13 protein-coding genes are annotated in these 19,909 nt (G+C 42.6%); 9 read left to right on the forward strand and 4 right to left on the reverse strand.

The features are described 5' to 3' along the window. The first annotated feature begins 23 nt into the window (after positions 1 to 23). The 3 genes from AC1DQW_RS11225 to AC1DQW_RS11235 all read left to right on the forward strand — a co-directional run bounded on the left by AC1DQW_RS11225 (position 24) and on the right by AC1DQW_RS11235 (position 6,048). Complete coding sequence (locus tag AC1DQW_RS11225) at positions 24 to 842, forward strand: SDR family NAD(P)-dependent oxidoreductase (protein WP_477420205.1); 819 nt, start codon at positions 24 to 26, stop codon at positions 840 to 842. A gap of 115 nt (positions 843 to 957) precedes the next feature. Continuing rightward, a complete protein-coding gene (locus AC1DQW_RS11230) occupies positions 958 to 2,634 on the forward strand; it encodes a TolB family protein (RefSeq protein WP_477454162.1) in 1,677 nt (558 codons plus the stop codon). A 45-nt stretch (positions 2,635 to 2,679) separates the two neighbouring features. Continuing rightward, entirely contained in the window at positions 2,680 to 6,048 is a 3,369-nt protein-coding gene (locus AC1DQW_RS11235; protein WP_477454163.1) for a glycosyl hydrolase, read from the forward strand. Positions 6,049 to 6,177: 129 nt separating this feature from the next. Here the strand turns inward: AC1DQW_RS11235 and AC1DQW_RS11240 are convergent, their stop codons facing one another. From AC1DQW_RS11240 to AC1DQW_RS11255, 4 genes are all read right to left on the reverse strand, one after another. Then, complete coding sequence (locus AC1DQW_RS11240; RefSeq protein ID WP_477454164.1) at positions 6,178 to 7,083, reverse strand: helix-turn-helix domain-containing protein; 906 nt, start codon at positions 7,081 to 7,083, stop codon at positions 6,178 to 6,180. A 141-nt stretch (positions 7,084 to 7,224) separates the two neighbouring features. After that, a complete protein-coding gene (locus tag AC1DQW_RS11245) occupies positions 7,225 to 7,962 on the reverse strand; it encodes an NAD(P)/FAD-dependent oxidoreductase (protein ID WP_477454165.1) in 738 nt (245 codons plus the stop codon). Continuing rightward, a complete protein-coding gene (locus AC1DQW_RS11250; RefSeq protein WP_477454166.1) occupies positions 7,928 to 8,500 on the reverse strand; it encodes an NAD(P)/FAD-dependent oxidoreductase in 573 nt (190 codons plus the stop codon). Before AC1DQW_RS11250 ends, AC1DQW_RS11245 begins: the two co-directional genes overlap by 35 nt. Positions 8,501 to 8,503: 3 nt before the next feature. Beyond that, positions 8,504 to 9,208: an SDR family NAD(P)-dependent oxidoreductase gene (locus tag AC1DQW_RS11255; RefSeq protein WP_477454167.1), complete on the reverse strand. Its 705-nt coding sequence runs from the start codon at positions 9,206 to 9,208 to the stop codon at positions 8,504 to 8,506. A gap of 294 nt (positions 9,209 to 9,502) precedes the next feature. On the opposite strand from AC1DQW_RS11255, the gene AC1DQW_RS11260 reads away from it, so the two are divergent. From AC1DQW_RS11260 to AC1DQW_RS11285, 6 genes are all read left to right on the forward strand, one after another. Further along, positions 9,503 to 10,726 carry an efflux RND transporter periplasmic adaptor subunit gene (locus AC1DQW_RS11260; RefSeq protein ID WP_477454168.1) on the forward strand — a complete coding sequence of 408 codons (1,224 nt, stop codon included), beginning with the start codon at positions 9,503 to 9,505 and terminating at the stop codon, positions 10,724 to 10,726. Positions 10,727 to 10,767: 41 nt separating this feature from the next. Beyond that, on the forward strand, positions 10,768 to 13,929 hold the full coding sequence (locus AC1DQW_RS11265; RefSeq protein WP_477454169.1) for an efflux RND transporter permease subunit: 3,162 nt from the start codon (positions 10,768 to 10,770) through the stop codon (positions 13,927 to 13,929). Between the two features lie 33 nt (positions 13,930 to 13,962). Next, positions 13,963 to 15,360, forward strand: coding sequence for an efflux transporter outer membrane subunit (locus AC1DQW_RS11270; protein ID WP_477454170.1), 1,398 nt, complete (start codon positions 13,963 to 13,965; stop codon positions 15,358 to 15,360). Between the two features lie 59 nt (positions 15,361 to 15,419). Continuing rightward, positions 15,420 to 15,881, forward strand: a complete 462-nt coding sequence (locus tag AC1DQW_RS11275) for a hypothetical protein (RefSeq protein WP_477454171.1) — start codon at positions 15,420 to 15,422, stop codon at positions 15,879 to 15,881. Between the two features lie 41 nt (positions 15,882 to 15,922). Next, positions 15,923 to 16,564, forward strand: coding sequence for a TetR/AcrR family transcriptional regulator (locus tag AC1DQW_RS11280; RefSeq protein WP_477454172.1), 642 nt, complete (start codon positions 15,923 to 15,925; stop codon positions 16,562 to 16,564). An 810-nt stretch (positions 16,565 to 17,374) separates the two neighbouring features. Beyond that, a partial coding sequence (locus AC1DQW_RS11285) for a ligand-binding sensor domain-containing protein (protein ID WP_477454173.1) occupies positions 17,375 to 19,909 on the forward strand: 2,535 nt, incomplete at its 3' end.

Here is a 19,909-nt window from a genome sequence, read left to right on the forward strand (position 1 = left end):
ACATAAATATCAGCAACGAGCATATGAAAGTAAATGGAAAGGTGGTATTGATTACCGGTGGTGGCAGCGGCATTGGCCGGGAAATAGTGTTGAATCTGCTATCAAAAGGAGCAAAAGTCATTGCTGTCGATATCAATTGGGCTGCTTTGCAGGAAACTTTAAAGCTTAGCGGAGCGTCTGATCCCAACTTAAGCCTTTTCGCGGTAGATATTACCGACAGTACCGCGGTTGATGAATTGGTTGGGCACGCTATTGCAAAAAATGGCCGTGTAGACGCTATTATCAATAACGCCGGGATAATTCAGCCTTTTGTTGATTTTAAAGATCTTGACTATAAGATAATTAAAAGGGTGATCGACGTCAACTTATATGGGACATTGTTTGTCACCAAGGCATTTTTACCACACTTACTGAGCCGGCCAGAAGGTCATATTGTCAACATTTCCAGCATGGGTGGATTTCTGCCGGTTCCAGGCCAAACTGTCTATGGTGCAACCAAGGCAGCTGTTAAGTTGCTTACCGAAGGCCTTCACTCAGAACTACAACATACCAATGTACATGTCACCGTTGTTTTCCCCGGCGCCGTAGCTACCAATATCACGGCAAATTCAGGTGTTACGATGAATATGGTACAAAAAAGTAATCAGGCGTCCGCGGAATCGAAGATACTGACACCGGAGAAAGCGGCAGAGATAATAGTCAGGGGGATAGAACATAATGAATACCAGGTATATGTGGGTTCTGATTCCAGGTTTCTGGGGATTTTCAACAGGATTAGCCCGAAAACGGCCGCCTCTTTTATCAATAAGCAAATGAAAAAGTATGGAATTACCAGTCAGTAACAAAGTATTTCATCGTAAGGCTACTTACAGTGTAGATACACTTTACTTGAAGAGGGGTAAAGTAACCATAACAGCTATCATTTATAAACATTAAAAAACTATTAAAATAACAATTATGAAAAGGTTAAACGGGCTACTACCCGGGGTAGTAATTTTAGCATTCCTTATAGGCTTTAAGGGCTATGCACAAGAAAAAAACGAACAAAGAAACTATTCCATTATACCCAAACTTCCCCCGGCTCCGAAACCGGAACCATTTGAGGTCACCACTATACCACTTCCGGCAGATGTAAGTGATGCTGTGCTGGTTAATTATCTTCCCGATGCAAAGCATTTGATCATGGAGATTCATATGGCCGGGAAAAAAAAGTCGGACCTTGGAGTCATGTCGGATGACGGGAGCGGTTTCAAGTGTCTGACCTGTGAGTTAAAAGAAGAGATCGGCGGCGAAATGCCGGTACCTCTTCCGGATGGAAAACGAGTTTACACTCCTACAGGAATTTTGGAATGCACACCATCGATAGTGGATTGTAAAGAAGCTAAGATCCTTCCACTGGTATATCCGGAAATACCGGGTTCACGTATTCTCATGCGGATAGCTTCTAATATGTCGCCGGATGGGAGCCATGTTGCGGGTACGCTTGTAACTACAAAAGGTATGCTTGTTCTGGTAAGTGAGTTAACCAGGGTTGCTGACGAAAAAGGTGAACGTTACGAACTTGCCAAACCCAAGGTAATAGTGGGAGATCAATCCGACCCTGATCCGTTCAGGCCATTCCTGCACGGTGGTGGCGAAGTCAAAAGTTTTGCAGATATGGGACGCGCTCTTATATGCAGCTCTTTATTTGAAGGCAACAACTTTGACCTGGCCAAAATTGATCTTACAACAGGTGAAGTGACCAGGCTTACCAAACATTTCAGCTATGATGAGGGCACCTATCCTTCACCCGATGGCAAATGGGTCATATTTCAGACACACAGGCAAACAACAAGAATGGATGCATTTGAATTAATCCCGCGTCCGCTTATCGCCGGCGCGCCTCAGGTGCCCGGAGTGGCCGAGTCGCGGAATGCGCCATTTGAAGGTTTTGAGCCTCCTAAGCGGTTTTATGGCCTTAGTATGGTCGATCGATATGGCGACCGGGCAAGACTGCCCGAGGATGGTTACACGGGGCAGGATCTGACCATTGCCAAAGATAACTTTACGCTGTATAATCATTTTGGAAACTTAACCTGGGATCCTACCAGTACACATGGCGTATTCTGGGAGCAAAAGGATCCAAAGCAGGAAAAACCGGGAGAGCAAAGGGGCCGCCTGAGGATGATCCGATTTACTTCCAGGAAACCTACGACCCCCCTGAAACCGTTTAGTCCGGAAATGAAGTGGGCTACCGATCTGAAAGATATTAAGTGGCCTGACAAGACCATCCCAGAACAAGGAAGGCTTAAGGGCTACGTTTCAGGCTATGCAGAAATAAGCACTGTAAAACCGGTAGCGGGAACACCCGGGGAGCCGCGTCGCGTTGTTAAATACGTTAACTTTTCAGATGACGGCGTATATATTCTGAATGGGGGTGAATCCTCTACTACCGGACCGTATGGACGTGATGTGTCCTGGGATGCAGATATCCAGGTATCGGGAAAAAGGAAAGGCTTTCTGAAGGCACAGCATGTCATATTCCGTGCCACCAGTAGGTCCTCAGGTACCATACACGCAGAACTGGGAAAACGTAAAGTTTCGGTAGATCTGGCCAAGGGATTACCTACAGGGGCACCTGGAGTGCTGCGGTAAGTCGCTTTTGCCAAACATAAAACGAACTATTAAATAAATTAGTAAATGACATTTAACATTAGGGATTTTGCTGTTAAGGTTTGTATAAGCGTAGCGTTTTTAATGCCGGCTTCTGCAGCCGCACAAAGCAGAAAAGTACCTAATGACAGCCTTTACAAAGGTTTTGTACATCCGGATAATGCCGCCAGACCACGGGTTTGGTGGCATTGGATAAATGGGAACATTACCGAGGATGGTATTCGCAAAGATCTGCTATGGATGAAGCGTAGCGGAATTGGCGGCCTCCAAAATTTTGATGCAGGCGTTGTCACTCCGCAAATTGTTGCGAAGCGCTTATTATATATGACGCCAGAATGGAAAGATGCTTTCAGGTTGGCTACCAAACTGGCCGACTCTTTAAAACTGGAAATGGCCATTGCCGGCTCTCCGGGCTGGAGCGAAAGCGGAGGGCCGTGGGTAGCCGCTAGGGACGGGATGAAAAAATTGGTTTGGACTGAAGTCAGGTTAAAAGGAGGGCAGTCTTTTACCGGCCGATTGTCTAAGCCACCTGCTACAACAGGCGATTTTCAAAATATCCCTATCCCAAAGGAAACCTCTGTTATCCGTTTAAAAACAGCTGCACCGCCGGAGTATTACGAGGATGTGGCAGTGATAGCTTACCGTTTACCCGCCGCGGATATTGCATTAAGTGATTTGGCCCCCAAAATCACTTCCAATGCAGGCAGTTTTAGCTTGAACCAACTAACGGACGGAGATTTGGGAACGACCAATCTGTTACCCTCCGATCCGGCAAATGGATATTCCTGGATTCAATATGAATTTGCAAAGCCTCAAACCATCAAAGCAGTTTCTGTGGCAGGCGGTGGAAGCAGGTCACCTTTCGGACTACCCGGGCCGTCTGAAGAGCGCAGCCTGGAAGCAAGTGATGATGGTATTAATTTCCGCAGGGTGGCTTTTATTCCACTTAGCGTTATTCTACAGCAAACTATTACCATTCCGGCAACAACTGCCCGGTATTTCCGGTTAAGGTTCGAAAACCCTAAAGCCCACCCCAACCTTATTGCTGCGCTGACCGGCGGTGGAATGGCTCCTAAAGCGCCTGCCGGAAATGAAATTGCAGAACTGGTTTTATATCCTGCCACACGTATCAATCACTTTGAAGAAAAGGCTGGCTTTGTAGCTGCTGCTGATTTAATGAAATATCCCACACCAACGACTACGGATGTGATTGCACAAGCCGACGTAGTTGATTTAACAGGGAAGATGGATACAGACGGCATACTCAACTGGACGCTCCCGTCAACCGACGGACAATGGAAAATAGTACGGTTTGGCTATTCCCTAACCGGGAAACAGAATCATCCCGCGTCAGTGGAAGCAACAGGATTGGAAGTAGACAAAATGGATGCACGGGCGGTGAAAGACTATTTTACAACTTACCTGAACCAATACAAGGATGCAATAGGTGGCTTAATGGGCAGCAAAGGCCTGCAATACATGATAACCGATAGTTACGAAGCCGGGCAGGAAACCTGGACACCCGGAATGATGGAAGAATTCCAAAAGCGTCGCGGTTATAGTTTATTGCCATGGATGCCGGTGCTGACCGGCCAGGTTGTTAAGAGTGCGGAAGCAAGTGAGCAATTTCTCTGGGACTGGCGTAAAACCATTTCGGAATTGATAGCCGAAAATCATTATGATCAGCTAACGGGTATTCTTGCGGGATATGGTATGAAGCGTTATTCTGAATCACATGAGAACGGCCGGTTGTACATCGTAGATGGTATGGATGTAAAGCGTACAGCTGCTATCCCGATGTCGGCCATGTGGACACCGGGGCTCGGCGGTTCTCCGCCAAACATGGCCAGGGCCGATATTCTTGAATCTGCTTCGGTGGCACACATATACGGGCAAAACCTGGTCGCTGCTGAATCGTTTACCGCCATTGGTTTTGGTATTAACGGTGCTTGGTCTTATTCCCCGGAAAAATTAAAACCCACAGCAGACCTGGAGCTGGCCAGCGGCGTGAACCGCTTTGTGATCCACACCTCTGTTCATCAGCCGGTTGATGATAAGATCCCTGGTCTTGGACTAAGTGTATTTGGTCAATGGTTTAACCGTTATGATACCTGGGCAAATCAGGCAAAGGTATGGACTGACTACCTGGCGCGTAGTTCCTATATGTTGCAGCAGGGGAAATTTGTAGCTGATGTGGTATATTATTACGGTGAAGACCATAACATTACCGGACTGTTCGGAAACAAACTACCCGATCTCCCAACAGGATACAGCTATGATTTTATCAACCCGCATGCGCTTGTTAACCTGCTGTCGGTAAAAGATGGAAATCTTATTACACCCAGCGGCATGCGTTATCGCGTATTGATGCTTGACAGTAATGCGAGACGAATGTCGTTGCCGGTGCTTCGTAAAATAGCGCAGCTGGCGAAACAGGGGGCTGTCATCAGTGGTATAAAGCCTGAAATAATAGCGGGTTTAAAAGATGATCCGCTGGAATTTCAGCGCCTTGTAAATGAAGTATGGGGCTCCGGCCGAAACAATATCCACACTGGAAAGACAATTGCCGAAGTGCTTTCTTCTTTGAATATCCCCCCTGATTTTGGATACAGCCAATCGCAGGACAAAACACAATTACTTTATGTACATCGTAAAGTAACAAACGGCGATATTTATTGGATAAATAACCGCAACGACCGCAATGAAACCATTGATGCAACATTCCGTGTTATTGGTAAGGAGCCACAAATCTGGCATCCGGAGACGGGAAAGACGGAACCTGTTTCTTATAAAATAGAGAATGGCTTTACAACCGTTTCCCTGAATTTCACACCAAATGATGCATTCTTTGTAGTGTTTTTATCGCCGGCAAAAAAAAATGTGGTTATCCTTCCTGCAAAGATGGAGAAGGTAATAACAACGGTGGATGGCCCCTGGAGCGTTGCTTTTCAACCTGAGCGTGGCGCACCATCAGCGGTTATCTTTGAGAACTTGATTTCTTATACAGCGCATACCGACCCAGGCATCAAATACTTCTCCGGGGTGGCCACTTATACAAAGGCCATTAATATTCCTGAAAGCACACTTGTTAAAGGTGTACCGATCCGTTTAGATTTGGGTGATGTAAAGAATTTGGCGGAAGTAGTAGTGAACGGAAAATCATTGGGTACAGTTTGGAAAAGACCTTTCATCGTGGATGTGACCGGCACCTTGAAACCAGGAAAGAATACGTTGGAAATAAAGGTCACTAATCTTTGGGTAAACAGGTTAATTGGAGACCAGCAGGCTGATGCGAAGCAAAAAATAACTTACACCACCATGCCATTTTACAACGCAAATTCAAAATTGCTGTTATCTGGTTTGTTGGGGCCTGTAAAGTTGGTATGGGTGAAGTAATGGGATTGGCAAGAATTAAACTAATTCATACATCAGCATTCAATAAACGCATGGTACCATCTTATCAGGAAATATATAAAACGGAGCTTTGTGGGTATCCTTGGTCCATCTGCGTTGATAAGATAAGACTTATTTTATTGCGCCTTTATACTTACTTGGATTAATGCCGGTATGTTTTTTGAAAAATTTACTAAAGAAGAACTGATCGCTGAACTGTAGTTGTTGGGCAACAGTTGAAACTGACAGGCCCAGATCATCCAGCATTATTTTTGCCTCTATTATCACAATTTCATCAATCATTTCACCGCAGGTTTTATTCGTTAGTTCTTTCACCATTTTAGTAAGGTGCTTAGGTGTTAAATACAGCGCATCCGCATAGAATTGCACCCCGCGTTCTTCCTTGAAATGCTGAAAAAGCAATTTTACAAACGATGATAATATCTCTTCTTTTCTGGTTAGTTGTACCTGTTTATTTGGCCGGTATTTTTTAAATAAAGCAGCCACTTCAAACATAAAAATATTAAAGCCATGATGAATTATCTCCGTCTTAAATGGATGCTCATACGCGGGATCATCCGTTTTACGCAACATCTTCATGACTTGATGTAATGCATCTGCATCTTCCTCCTGCAGCATCAGATGAGGATTGTTTTGCGTGGAGAAAAAACCAAAGGTTGGTATATGTTTTTCGCTAAGCCGGGCCTGTGCTACAAAATCATGTGAAAAACTAACCACTATTACTTTGAATTCATCGTTAGCTTTTTGAAACTGGTGAATTACATTGAATGGAATAATCAGAAGGTTGTTCTTTTTTACGTGATAGTTAACCAGGTTAACTTGAAAATGCCCTTCTCCTGCAATTACCAGCCCAATTGAAAAATGATCGGAACGTAAAGGCCTCCCAAATTTTTCCTCACTGGGTTTCAATTCATCATTCCTGAAAGTAAGAAAACCTTTAGCAAGACCCTTTCGGCCTGCATCAATACTAACGTCACTAATGGTATAAGTATGAATTGAAGGGGTGTCTGTTTTCATAAACCTAACTGGCGATTAACCCAAATAAAAACCCCAAATTAATTAAATTAATTCAGGGTTTTCTTCATCCTTATTTATAGAATTTTGATAGATACCAAAGTATTTTAATAAGCTAATCACAAATAAGGCGATAACGAAAAGTTAAGTTTTTGAAGATGGCCTGATGATCATGCGCAACACCTGGTCCTTAGTAATATAGGCCAGCATCCAGTTATAGAAGGTTTTAATACGGTTACGATGATTTGCTAAATAAGTTAAATGTATAAACAGCCACATTGCCCAGGCAAAAAATCCTTTAAAATGCATTTTTAGCTTTGGCATATCTGCAACCGCTCTGTTACTGCCAATTATAGCCATCGATCCCTTATCAAAATAAGTAAATGGTTTAAGGGGATCGTTATTGTAAATAGCCATAAAATTATGGGCGAGGTTTTTACCTTGCTGCATAGCTACCTGTGCTACCTGCGGGTGGCCATTGGGATAGTTTAGATCGCTGGTTTGCAAGGCAATATCACCGATAGCAAAAATGTTAAAAAACCCGTTTACAGCATTGTGTGCATTAACACTTAAACGGTTCCCATTTCCATAGGAGCTTTGGGGAATACCCGGAAATACCTCGCCGGTAACACCTGCTGCCCATATTAAATTTCCAGTGGATATAACTTCACCCGTAGACAGCATTAACGTATCATTTACATAATCTGTTACGCGCGTGCCCAACTTGATATTTACACCCATATCCTGTAATTTGCTATAAGTATAGGTTTGCGAAGGCTCGCTCATGGCAGATAGCAAAGTGCGATGACTATCTACTAAATAAATACCGCCGGCATGATCAATAAGTTCAGGATAATCTTTTGGAAAAATGCTTTTTGCCATTTCGGCAAACATACCTGCTATTTCTACCCCGGTTGGCCCGCCACCAACTACTAACAGTAGTAGTTAACTTTTTCTTTTCTGCAATATCAGTTACCCTGGTAGCCTTTTCAATTTGCAGAAGCAAATAATTACGCATATTGATCGCATCATCTAATGTCTTCATGGGTAACGCATTTGCTTCGATGTTTTTTTGATTAAAATAATTGCTTTTAGTTCCAGTAGCTAAAACCAGGTAATCAAAATCCATCTCACCTACATCAAGTAACACTTTATTCTCCGCGGGCAAAATTTCAACCAGCCGACCCAAATAGAAGTTAATGTTCTTTTTACCTTGCAGCAATTTTCGGTAAGGATAGCTTATATTGGAAACCTCTAAAAAGCCGGTAGCCACCTGGTATAGCAACGGCGGAAAAAAATTATAATTATTTCTGTCAATCAGTGTAATATGATAACCTTGGTTTTTTAATAGATTTTTAGCCAGGTTTAACCCCGCAAAGCCACCGCCTATTATCACTACCTTCTTTTGTTGCTGCTCCATAGTTTATTGATTAATGTGTTTGTTATGCATCCATTGAAATAGCATGTCGTTGCCTTTTGTATTGCCGTCATACAGATCCAGTATCAATGTTCCCAGCTCATCCGGATGGATATAATTATTTTGCGCCTTGTTGTTTTTTTTATCAGGGTCCACATACAAATGATAGTATTTCATATTGGTACCCTTTATCTCTTCATAAAACATTCTGGCCATTTCTTTTTGCATGCATAGCGATAAGCGGGCAAGTTTCGCCCCTGTAGTCTTTATAGTATGGCCGGTGAAATCGATGCTGATGAACATACCATGCCTGGATTTTTTCATACTGCTAAAGGATAACCTCGCGGCAACAAAAAAAGCGGTTATATTTTGTTCCATAGTGTGCTCCCAATCAGTAATTTCTACCTGGGTAAGCGGCTGACTGAGGGCAGAACCTTCAAAACAGGCGATACTCAGATCTATTTTGCCAAAACGTTCGATGATGTCATCGGTAATTTCTTTCGCCCTATAGAAATCGGAATAATTCGCCAGCAGGGTAATGATAGAGCCGCTGCCGGTAACCTCCTCAATTTGTTTGATCCATAACAGATCCTTTGCGCTTTTTGCCGGTACGATAACGATAGCATTTTCCTTCAGCAGCATTTGCGCAATGCTTATGGCTATCGCGCCCGTACTTCCCGTTAAAACCGCGACTTTATTTTTTAATGACATTTTATAACGATTAACTGCTTGTAAAACCAATGCAAATATTGGGATTAAGAGGACGCGTATCCATGTCTGTATGTGGTAACAATATGTCTAAATGGCTCATTTTAATATAGGTAAGTAGTTGATTGACAGAGAAATGTAAAAAACTTATTTCTTGACCATATTTACTGTTAATGCGACATATACACATACTTTCCCTCCATACAGACATTTTTTAACGATGGTTTAACCCTCAACTTTGTGCCATTAATTAAAAGAAAACACTTTAAATAATCACAACAATTAATGCTCATCAGTATGAAAATGTCAATAAAAACCAATACGATACTGCTAATTTTTCAATTTTCAATAGGATTAGTAGCACTCACCTCGTGCGGGGGAAGGCCGGCAGCCGGTGGCCCCGGCGCAGGCGGCCCCGGAGGACCAACCGGGCCTGCGCCTTATAAATCTGCAGAAGTATATGCGGGCCCAGCCACCATTTTTTACAGGTTCCCTGCCACTATAGAAGGCGAACAGAATGTTGAAATACGCCCTAAAGTTGATGGCTTTATTCAGAAAATATTTGTAGATGAGGGTGCAACTGTGCATAAAGGCCAGCCACTGTTTGAATTACGAAATCCGCAATACGAAGCTGCTGTAAGAACCGCTGCTGCAGCTGTTAAGATAGCAGAGGCCGACGTTCAGACTGCAGAAATGGACGTAGAAAAGGTAAGGCCCCTGGTAGAGCGGAAGATCATAAGCGATTATGAACTAAAATCAAAGCTGTACACCTTAAATTCTAAAAAAGCTTCCCTGGCATCGGCGCAGGCGGATCTGGTTAACGCTAAAGTAAATGTAGGTTATACCTATTTAACAAGCCCGTCTAACGGCGTTATCGGAAGCATACCCTATAAAGTTGGCAGTTTGGTAAGCAGTACATCGGCAAACCCGTTGACCACGGTTTACAACACCAATAATATTTATGTATACTTTTCTTTGAATGAAAAACAATTGCTTGAATTTTCAAGAACGGTAAAAGGCACAACTATCAAAGAAAAACTGGCTACCATGGCCGATGTATCACTGATACTGGCTGATGGCACGGAGTATCCGGCAAAAGGAAGGGTTGTTACCGCAAGTGGCCTGATCAGTACTGAAACCGGGTCGGTAAGTTTCCGGGCTAATTTCCCTAATACACTTGGGTTGATACGCAGCGGCAGCAGTGCTACCATTAAAATACCCGTTAACATGGAGAATGCCCTGCTCATCCCTCAAAATGCCACTTATGATATGCAGGGTCAAAAATTTGTGTATACCCTAAGCGGTAAGGACAGTACCGTAAATACCGGGATACGGGTATCTGCAAATCCTATAGGGAATTTATATGTAGTAGAAAGCGGCCTTAAAAAAGGCGATAAACTGGTAGTAGAAGGGGTAGGCAACCTAAAGCCAGGTATGGCTATTAAACCGCTGCCTGCCAATACCGACAGCCTGTACGCAGCCGCCAGCAAACCTGTAACTACAACTACCAGCCATAAGTAGGTCAATTTACTTTAATGGTTCACTCAAAACTTTAAAATATCATGCTTAAAATATTCATCAAAAGACCGGTTTTATCTACCGTTATATCGGTAATCATAGTAATACTGGGCGTATTGGCCTATTTAGGCCTGCCGGTTACCCAATACCCCGAAATTGCCCCGCCCACTGTAAAAGTATCAGCTACTTATACCGGTGCGGGCGCGGATGTAATTCAAAGAAACGTTATTGTACCACTGGAAGAGCAGATCAATGGTGTGGAAGGAATGACCTACATGACATCTACAGCCACTAATGATGGCGATGCTACCATAACCGTGTACTTTAAATTAGGTACAAACGCCGATATCAACGCTGTAAATGTGCAGAACAGGGTTCAGCGGGCAACTAATTTATTACCCGCCGAAGTAACCAAAGCAGGTGTTACGGTGGATAAACAACAAAGCAGTAACCTGCTGATCTTCGCGCTTAAAAGTGATAATCCGTCGTACGATCAAACATTTTTAAGCAATTATGCCAACATCAATCTGATACCAGAAATTAAACGGATAAATGGCGTGGGCAGTGTGGTTTCATTTGGTACCAAAGACTATTCGATGCGTGTTTGGCTTAAGCCGGATGTCATGGCTACCTACGGTTTAACTCCTGCGGATGTGAATAGCGCCCTTGCAGAACAAAACTTCGATGCCGCACCTGGTAAATTCGGCGAAAACAGCAACCAGGTTTTTCAATACACTATTAAATATACCGGCCGGTTGTTAGATACCGCGCAGTTTGGTAATATCATTATGCGCGCCAAAACCAACGGCCGGTTATTACGCTTAAAGGATATTGCAAGGCTGGAAATGGGCTCGCTCACCTATTCATCAACCATGAATACAGATGATCAGCCCGCAACGGTTATTGCTATAAGCCAAACCGCGGGCTCCAATGCCCAGGCTATTATTAAAGATGCTATAGCCACCCTGGACAAAGCTTCAGCGTCTTTTCCTAAAGGTGTAAGTTATGTGCCCTTGCTGAATGCGAATGATTTTTTAAGTGCATCTATAGAAAAAGTTGTTCATACTTTAATAGAAGCCTATATTTTGGTTTTTATTGTCGTTTTTATATTTCTACAGGATTTTCGCTCTACCCTGATACCCGGTATATCGGTATTGGTATCTATCATCGGTACGTTTGCCTGCCTCAGCCTGTTTGGCTTTACCATTAACCTGCTCACGCTTTTTGCCCTGGTGCTGGCCATTGGTATAGTGGTAGATGATGCCATCGTTGTAGTTGAAGCAGTGCACGCCAAGCTTGATGAGGGTTATAAATCGGCGTACGATGCATCTGTTGATGCCATGAGCGAACTGGGTGGAACCATTGTAGCTATTACGTTGGTTATGGCCGCTGTGTTTATACCTGTTTCTTTCATCAGTGGCAGCTCGGGTGTGTTTTTTAAACAGTTTGGTTTAACCCTGGCTTCGGCAATTGTCATTTCGGCTGTCAATGCTTTAACACTAAGTCCTGCATTGTGCGCCTTGTTTTTAAAACCACATGAAGAACATGACGGAACCCGGAAAAGCCTGCTGCAAAGGTTTTATATGGCTTTTAATACCGGTTTTGACGCCCTGAAGGGTAAATACCAAAAGTCGATAGGCTTCTTAAGCCGCAAAAAATGGATCATTCCATCTGCGGTAGTTTTGTTTACGGTGTTACTTGTTTTCTTTATGAAAACATCGCCAGGTGGTTTTGTGCCCAACGAAGATCAGGGGACCATTTTCGCCGATATCAGCTTACCTCCGGGTACATCTCTTGAAAAAACCATGGAGGTTGCCAACATGGTAGACAACATGGCTAAAAAAATACCGGTTGTTGCCAACCGGGCAAAAATAACCGGGCAAAGCATTATCAACGGCACCGGGAGTAACTTTGGGTTGATGGTGTTTAAACTAAAGCCATGGGACGAAAGAAAGGGTGTAAAAGTTGATGATGTAATTGGCCAGTTATTTGGCATGACAGCCGGGATAAAAGATGCCAGGATCATTTTCTTTGCACCGCCTACCGTGCCCGGCTTTGGTAATTCAAGCGGTTTTACTATTGAATTGCAGGATAAAACAGGTGGCAGTATAGAAAACTTCAGTAAAGTAGCCGGCGGCTTCCTGGGCGCAATAAACCAACGTCCAGAAATTTTATACGGGGCTACGGGGTTCAATCCTAACTACCCGCAATATTTGATGAATATCAATGTAGCCAAAACAAAAGAGGCCGGGATTTTAACCAGCGACCTGATGTCAACCATGCAGGGGTATTATGGGGGTATATATGCTTCTAACTTTAACCAGTTTGGCAAACAATACCGGGTTATGGTGCAAGCCGATGCTAAATACCGGAGCAATTCACAAAGCCTGAATAACATTTATGTCAGAAACGCTGCCGGTAATATGGCGCCTGTATCAGAATTTGTTACCCTTACTTCAGTTAACGGGCCTCAAAGTTTATCCCGGTTCAACTTATACAACAATATATCTGTAATTGGCAGTCCAAAACCTGGATTCAGCAGTGGCGATGCCCTTGCCGCTGTGCGGGAAACCGCGGCTAAAACCCTGCCTGCCGGTTACAGCTTCGACTACTCGGGCTTATCACGTGAAGAGGTAAACTCAGGTGGACAAACGGTTTTCATCTACATTCTTTGCATTGTGTTCGTGTTCTTTTTGCTGAGCGCGCTTTATGAAAGTTACATTATACCGTTTGCTGTACTGTTCTCGCTCCCTGTAGGCTTGTTTGGCACTTATCTCTTCGCCAAAATCATGGGCATAGACAATAACATATATATGCAGATATCTGTGGTGATGCTGATTGGCTTGCTTGCTAAAAATGCCATCCTGATCGTAGAGTATGCCGTTGCAAGACGGGAGAAAGGAATGACTATCGTTGCCGCCGCAATTGAGGCTGCCACTGCACGTTTGCGCCCGATACTAATGACATCGCTTGCCTTTATCGTAGGCTTATTGCCGCTGATGCTGTCATCGGGGGTTGGTGCTGCCGGTAACCGCTCCATTGGCACCGGCGCTGTAGGCGGGATGCTGGTAGGAACCATATTTGGTGTATTTATTATCCCGGTTCTGTATATCATTTTTCAAACATTACAGGAAAAATTCGGCAGAAAAAAGAAGCCTGGTGAGGCAACCGAAAGGCCCCACCCGGCAACACCCGCATTGAATTAACGATCATTAATTATTTAGACAAACAAGATGTTTATGGACTTAAAATATTTTACCCGTACAGCTGCTGTAATTGCAGCGGCTGTACTGCTATTGCCTGCGTGTAAACTAAGGCAGGCTTACACACGCCCCGACGCTAAAACAGATAGCCTGTACCGTGCCGAAAATACCACGGATACGACTACCATCGCCAATTTATCCTGGAAACAAATGTTTAAGGATGCCCAATTGCAGACTTTGATACAGGAAGGCATTATCAATAACTACGATTTGAAAATAGCCGTTGCGCGTATCAAACAAGCTGATGCCAATTTACGCCAGGCCAAAGCGGCGTTTTTGCCAACCTTAAGTGTTGGCCCGCAATATACCAAACAAAAAGTTGCTGCTACACAAGGTGGAAGCCTGGGTTTTACACCAGAAAATATTTACGCGGTAACGGGCAACGCCAGCTGGGAAATAGATGTGTGGGGTAAATTAAACAGTGCCAAAAAAGGGTCGCTTGCATTGCTTTTACAAAGTTATGCCTACCAGCGCGCTGTTCAAACCAAACTGATTGCCGATATCGCCACCAATTATTATAACCTTTTGGCTTACGATAAACAGTTAGCTATAACCCAGCAAACGGTAGCAAACCGTAAAGAAGATGTAGAAACAAATAAAGCATTAAAAATAGCTAACCGCGTAAATGAGGCATCGGTTGCGCAAAGCGAAGCCAACCGTTACGCGGCCGAGGTTACCATACCCGACCTGCAAAATAATATTCGCCAAACTGAAAATGCCTTATGTGTTCTGTTAGGAAGGCATCCAGGCCCAGTGGAAAGAAACGCGCTTGATGCGCAGCAGGTAGATACCACATTACAAACCGGTGTGCCGGCACAATTGCTTAGCAATCGCCCCGATGTACAGCAGGCAGAGTACAATGTCAGGTACTACTTTGAGCAGATCAATGTAGCCCGCGCTTACTTTTATCCTTCACTTAGTATTACTGCACAGGGCGGCTGGCAGTCATCAACCGTTGGCGATCTGTTTAAAAGCGCCACCATTTTTGGCAATGTTGTAGGGAACTTAACCCAGCCCATATTTAATAAAGGACTTAACAAACAGCGGCTGCAGCTTGCCAAAGCGCAATACGAAGAGAACGTAGCAACATTTCAGCAAACCGTGCTGGATGCCGGTCGTGAGGTTTCTGACGCTTTATACAGCTACAAGACAGTTGAAGATAAAGCCTTAACCCGTAAGCTGCAATTGGATGCCTGGTTCAGGTCGGTGGATTACAACCGCGAACTGCTTAAAAACGGTTATGTAACCTATACCGATGTATTGACCTCTGAGCAGAACTATTTATCCGCGCAGTTAAGCAGCGTAAACGACAGGTTGCAGCAACTCACATCATTAGTAACGCTGTACAGAAGCTTGGGTGGCGGATGGAAATAAGCCTGCTATAGAATAAGGCATCTTGGAGAGCTCAAATTAATTGCTTAAAACACTCTGTTATGAAACCAGAACATTATTTAACTTCTGCAGAAAGGTACCGGTACATCAATATGTCTGAGAACCTGCGGCGGTGCCTGGAAGTAAAGCTTGATGAACTTTACAAAAACCGCGAATTCGGTGGGTATCTCAACATACGGTATGCTAAACACACGCTAACAGACGAGGTGTTAGTAAGCGTTGTAATAGGGAAACCCTTTAATGACGAGGTCTTTGCCAGGCGTATTTGCCGGGCTGTAAAAACCTGGTATGGCATGTATTATGATGATCGCAGATCGGTACTTGAAAAGTTCCTTTACTACTGTAAGCTTTGTATTCAATATAAAGGCGTTCCCGGCGAAGCTAATTTTCCATTCATTTTCACCAGGTTTCTGGTAAACGAATTCGCAACAGAGTTGAGCGATGTAAAATGGTCCCTGCTGGCCAGGTATCACCAGCAGGGGTTTTCGGCAAAAGATCATTAAGTCTGCTTTTGGATTTATGGACAATACCTCAAATTAATTTTATGGATATAGCACAAAAAATAGCCGATAAAGCACATGATCTTTTTATCATGTACGGTATCCGCAGCATTAGCATGGACAAAATTGCAAGTAGTTTGGGCATCAGCAAAAAAACTATTTATCACTTTTTTAGCAATAAAGATAACCTGGTTACAGCACTTGTCGAAAAGGAAATTGCTGTCAATATTACCCTTTGCGAATCATTAAAGGCAAAAAACAGTGATGCGATACTGGAGTTGTTTTTTATTATGATCTATTCAAAAGAATTTTATAAAACACTTTATCCGGCTTTAATACGTGATCTGGAAAACAACCATCCGGATGCCTTCAAAAAATTCAATGCACACAAGTATGGCTATTTGACTGAGATAATTAAAGCCAATATGGCTTGCGGCGTTAAAAGCGATTTGTACCAGGATGATTTCAACTTTGAGACCATTACCGAATTTCTTTTGGAAAGCTTTACTGTTATTCTGAACCCTAACCTGCCTCGTATAAGCGATCATCCGGAAATAGTGTTCGGATACCTGATCAATGGCATGCTTACCGCAAAAGGATTATCACTTTTGAATAAGTATAAACATCAGCAAGGAGGGCCGCTGTTTCTTGATCAATACCAAATGCACCCATTTTGGGATGGTTAATAATGATAAAAACACAAAATGATTTGAAGTACCGTGACTGCATTACACCGAGAGCGTTCCGCTCCCTGTTGCATTATGCCGCAAGCTTCATCTCCACACTGCAACCCAGAAATTCACTGCGTTAATAACCGAATTGCCTTTTCCGTTGCTGATGAAAAGAAAGGCATCCCAATTACACCAGCGACGCGAAGATAGCTAATCGCTGGGATAGATGTAAAGGGTACATAAACAGGCGGTTTTTTTGTTTTTTTTTATTTGGCTCACCTGCCCTTGACATTTATCCCGGATTCGCGCTGTTAGTTGCTCAACTGGTGAATATGGCATTGGCCTATCGCCTTGCAGGTAGCATGGCCATTAGCTATAAAAATTGGGGAATCACAAACTGGCAGTTCGTTATGTTGATAGGTGATAAATCTCTTTTAAAAAATCGCAGATAAATAGCTTAGTGGTTTAAATAGTTGAAAAATTCTCCCCTAAATTTCCAATTCTTCTTAATTTTTCAATGAATTGGTTCGGAAAACACCCACTGTCGGGAGCAAATTGCCTTAGTATGTCCGCTAAGCCCATTTTTAATTTTCTACCAAATTTTAATATAAGTTTAAAGCAAATAGAGGCACATTTTGGTTCGAGCACGCTCTGTAATGGACACTGGAACATTGAACCAATTTCGGAACAACTGATCAAGGCACGCGGAATCAAGACGTCAACCCCAACAAAGCTTCACATTTTACCACTTCACATCCAGTTTAATTACGCTATATTAGTCAGCCAGTCCCATAATGTTATTTCCTTTTTTATCCAGTTCAAACAGTGCGTTTAAACTTATTGATAACGGCCATTATAGTATGCATCATAAAAACTGCTGCTGCGCAAAACAGTCAGTACCAATTTTCGCATTTGTATATTACCGATGGGCTTTCCAACAATCAGGTAAATTGCATTTATAAGGATACTAAAGGGTTTATGTGGTTTGGGACCATGGCTGGCCTGAACAGGTACGATGGTTATAAATTCAAAATATTCAAAAATAACATTCGTGACACCACATCTTTGAGTGATGATTTTATCATAGACATCATGGAGGGCCCTTTCAATAAACTTTGGATACAAACACGCAATGGACTTAATGTATATGACCCACTGGCCGAGCGGTTCGAACGAAATATTAACCGTACATTATCTAATCTCTCCATTCCAGGTAATTCAATCAACAACATAAAAAAAGACAGGTACGGCAATTTCTGGTTCCTGCATCCCACGCTTGGTGTTTATAAATATAATCCAAACGCGAAAAAAACGATACATTTTGAGCATAAGACCGGCGATACCACTTCGCTTTATGCCGATAACCCGACAGATCTGTCAGAGGATTTAAATGGTGATATTTTACTGATCTATCAAAACGGGGTTATTGAAAAGATAAACCATCAGACCAACAAAATCGATAAGAGAATATACGCTGTTAACAAAATATCCAGCAATGAACAAAGTACTTTTAGGATTTTTATTGACCGTCAGAACGATTTATGGGTGTTCAATGTAAATAATCCGCACGGTATATATTATCTGAATTTAAAACGTAATATCGTTAAGCACATCAATACAACTTCTGCTGGCAGTCACTTAAATTCCGATGTTGTTACTAATATTATTCAGGATGACAAAAATACGATCTGGATTGCCACGGATAATGGCGGGATCAATCTTCTGAATAAAAATGGCTTCACCATTCAATATTTGGTAAAAAGGGAAGACAATAATAAAAGCTTAGCCCAAAACGCTACAATATCACTTTTTAAAGATAATACAGGAATTGTTTGGATTGGTACAGTTAAAGAGGGCATCAGTTATTATCATGGCGATATTATCAAGTTTCCCCTGTATAAGCATTATTCTTCCGACCCTTCCAGCATCGGTTATGACGACATCAATAAGTTCGCTGAAGATAAAAAAGGCAATATCTGGATAGGCACTAATGGTAAAGGCCTTATTTATTTTAACAGGAAAGACGGCACTTTTACCAGTTTTTTGCACAATGCAGCCAATGCTAATAGTTTAGCCAATAACGTTATTGTTAGTTTATGTGTAGACCATGAAAATAAGCTATGGATTGGTACCTATTTTGGTGGGTTGGATTGTTATGACGGCAAAACTTTCACGCATTACCGGCACAACAATGCTATCCCCAACAGCATATCTGACAATAGCATCTATGAGATCATGGAAGACTCTTCTCGTCGCTTATGGATAGGGACGCTTAACGGCGGGCTTAATTTATTAGAACCTGGCAGGCAAACCTTTAAACATTATAAAAAAGATAGTCCTGGTTCTATTCTAAATAACTATATATCAGGTTTGGCGGAAGATGAAGATCAGAATATATGGATCAGCACTTCTTACGGGATTAATGTCTTGCTGAATAAATCGCATAAATTCATTTATTATTTAGCCGACCCGAAAAAAGGCAATAGCCTGATCAACGATAACGTAACCAATTTAACCGAAGATTCCAGACATCTTTTCTGGATAGCTACCCGCAATGGCTTAAGTATTTTTGATAAATCAAAAAGGCAATTCACAAATCTCAGGAAAGAAGACGGACTACCCGACAACGCGATCCTGGATATATTAGAAGACGATAACCATAATATGTGGGTAAGCACACCCAATGGATTGTCGAATATTATAGTAAAACAACAAAATGGAAAATTGAAATTCCGGTTTGAAAACTATAACGAAACCGACGGTTTACAAGGGCGTGTATTTAATGAAAACGCATCGTTAAAGACAAAAAGCGGCGAACTGGTTTTTGGAGGGCCGCATGGCTTTAATGTTTTTAACCCTTCATCGATAAAATTGAACAAAGGAGCCCCCAATTTAATCTTGACTGATTTTCAGCTTTACAACAAGAGTATAAATGCAGGCGACACTTTAAACGGGCATGTTGTACTTTCAAAATCTATAACGGAAACCAAAAGCATAACCTTAAAATACAATGAAAGCGCCTTTTCGATAGAATTTGCAGACCTGAACTTTTTCAGTCCGGGTAAATCTAAACTCGAATATAAATTAGATGGCCTTGATAAAGAATGGATAACCAGCGACACGAGAATAAGAAAAGCTACCTATACCAACGTGGACGCTGGTAATTATGTGTTCCGGGTAAGGGCCTCAAACGCTGAAAGGATACCGAACACCGATAGTTTGACCTTAAATATAAAAGTATTGCCCCCATTCTGGAAATCGCCAATAGCCTATGTTATTTATGTATTTTCCATTCTTGGAATCTTGTATTACATCCGCAAACAGGGCATTAAAAAAATAGAAGCCCGCTTTGAGATTGAG

The sequence above is a fragment of the Mucilaginibacter sp. P5_A4 genome (genome assembly GCF_056400605.1).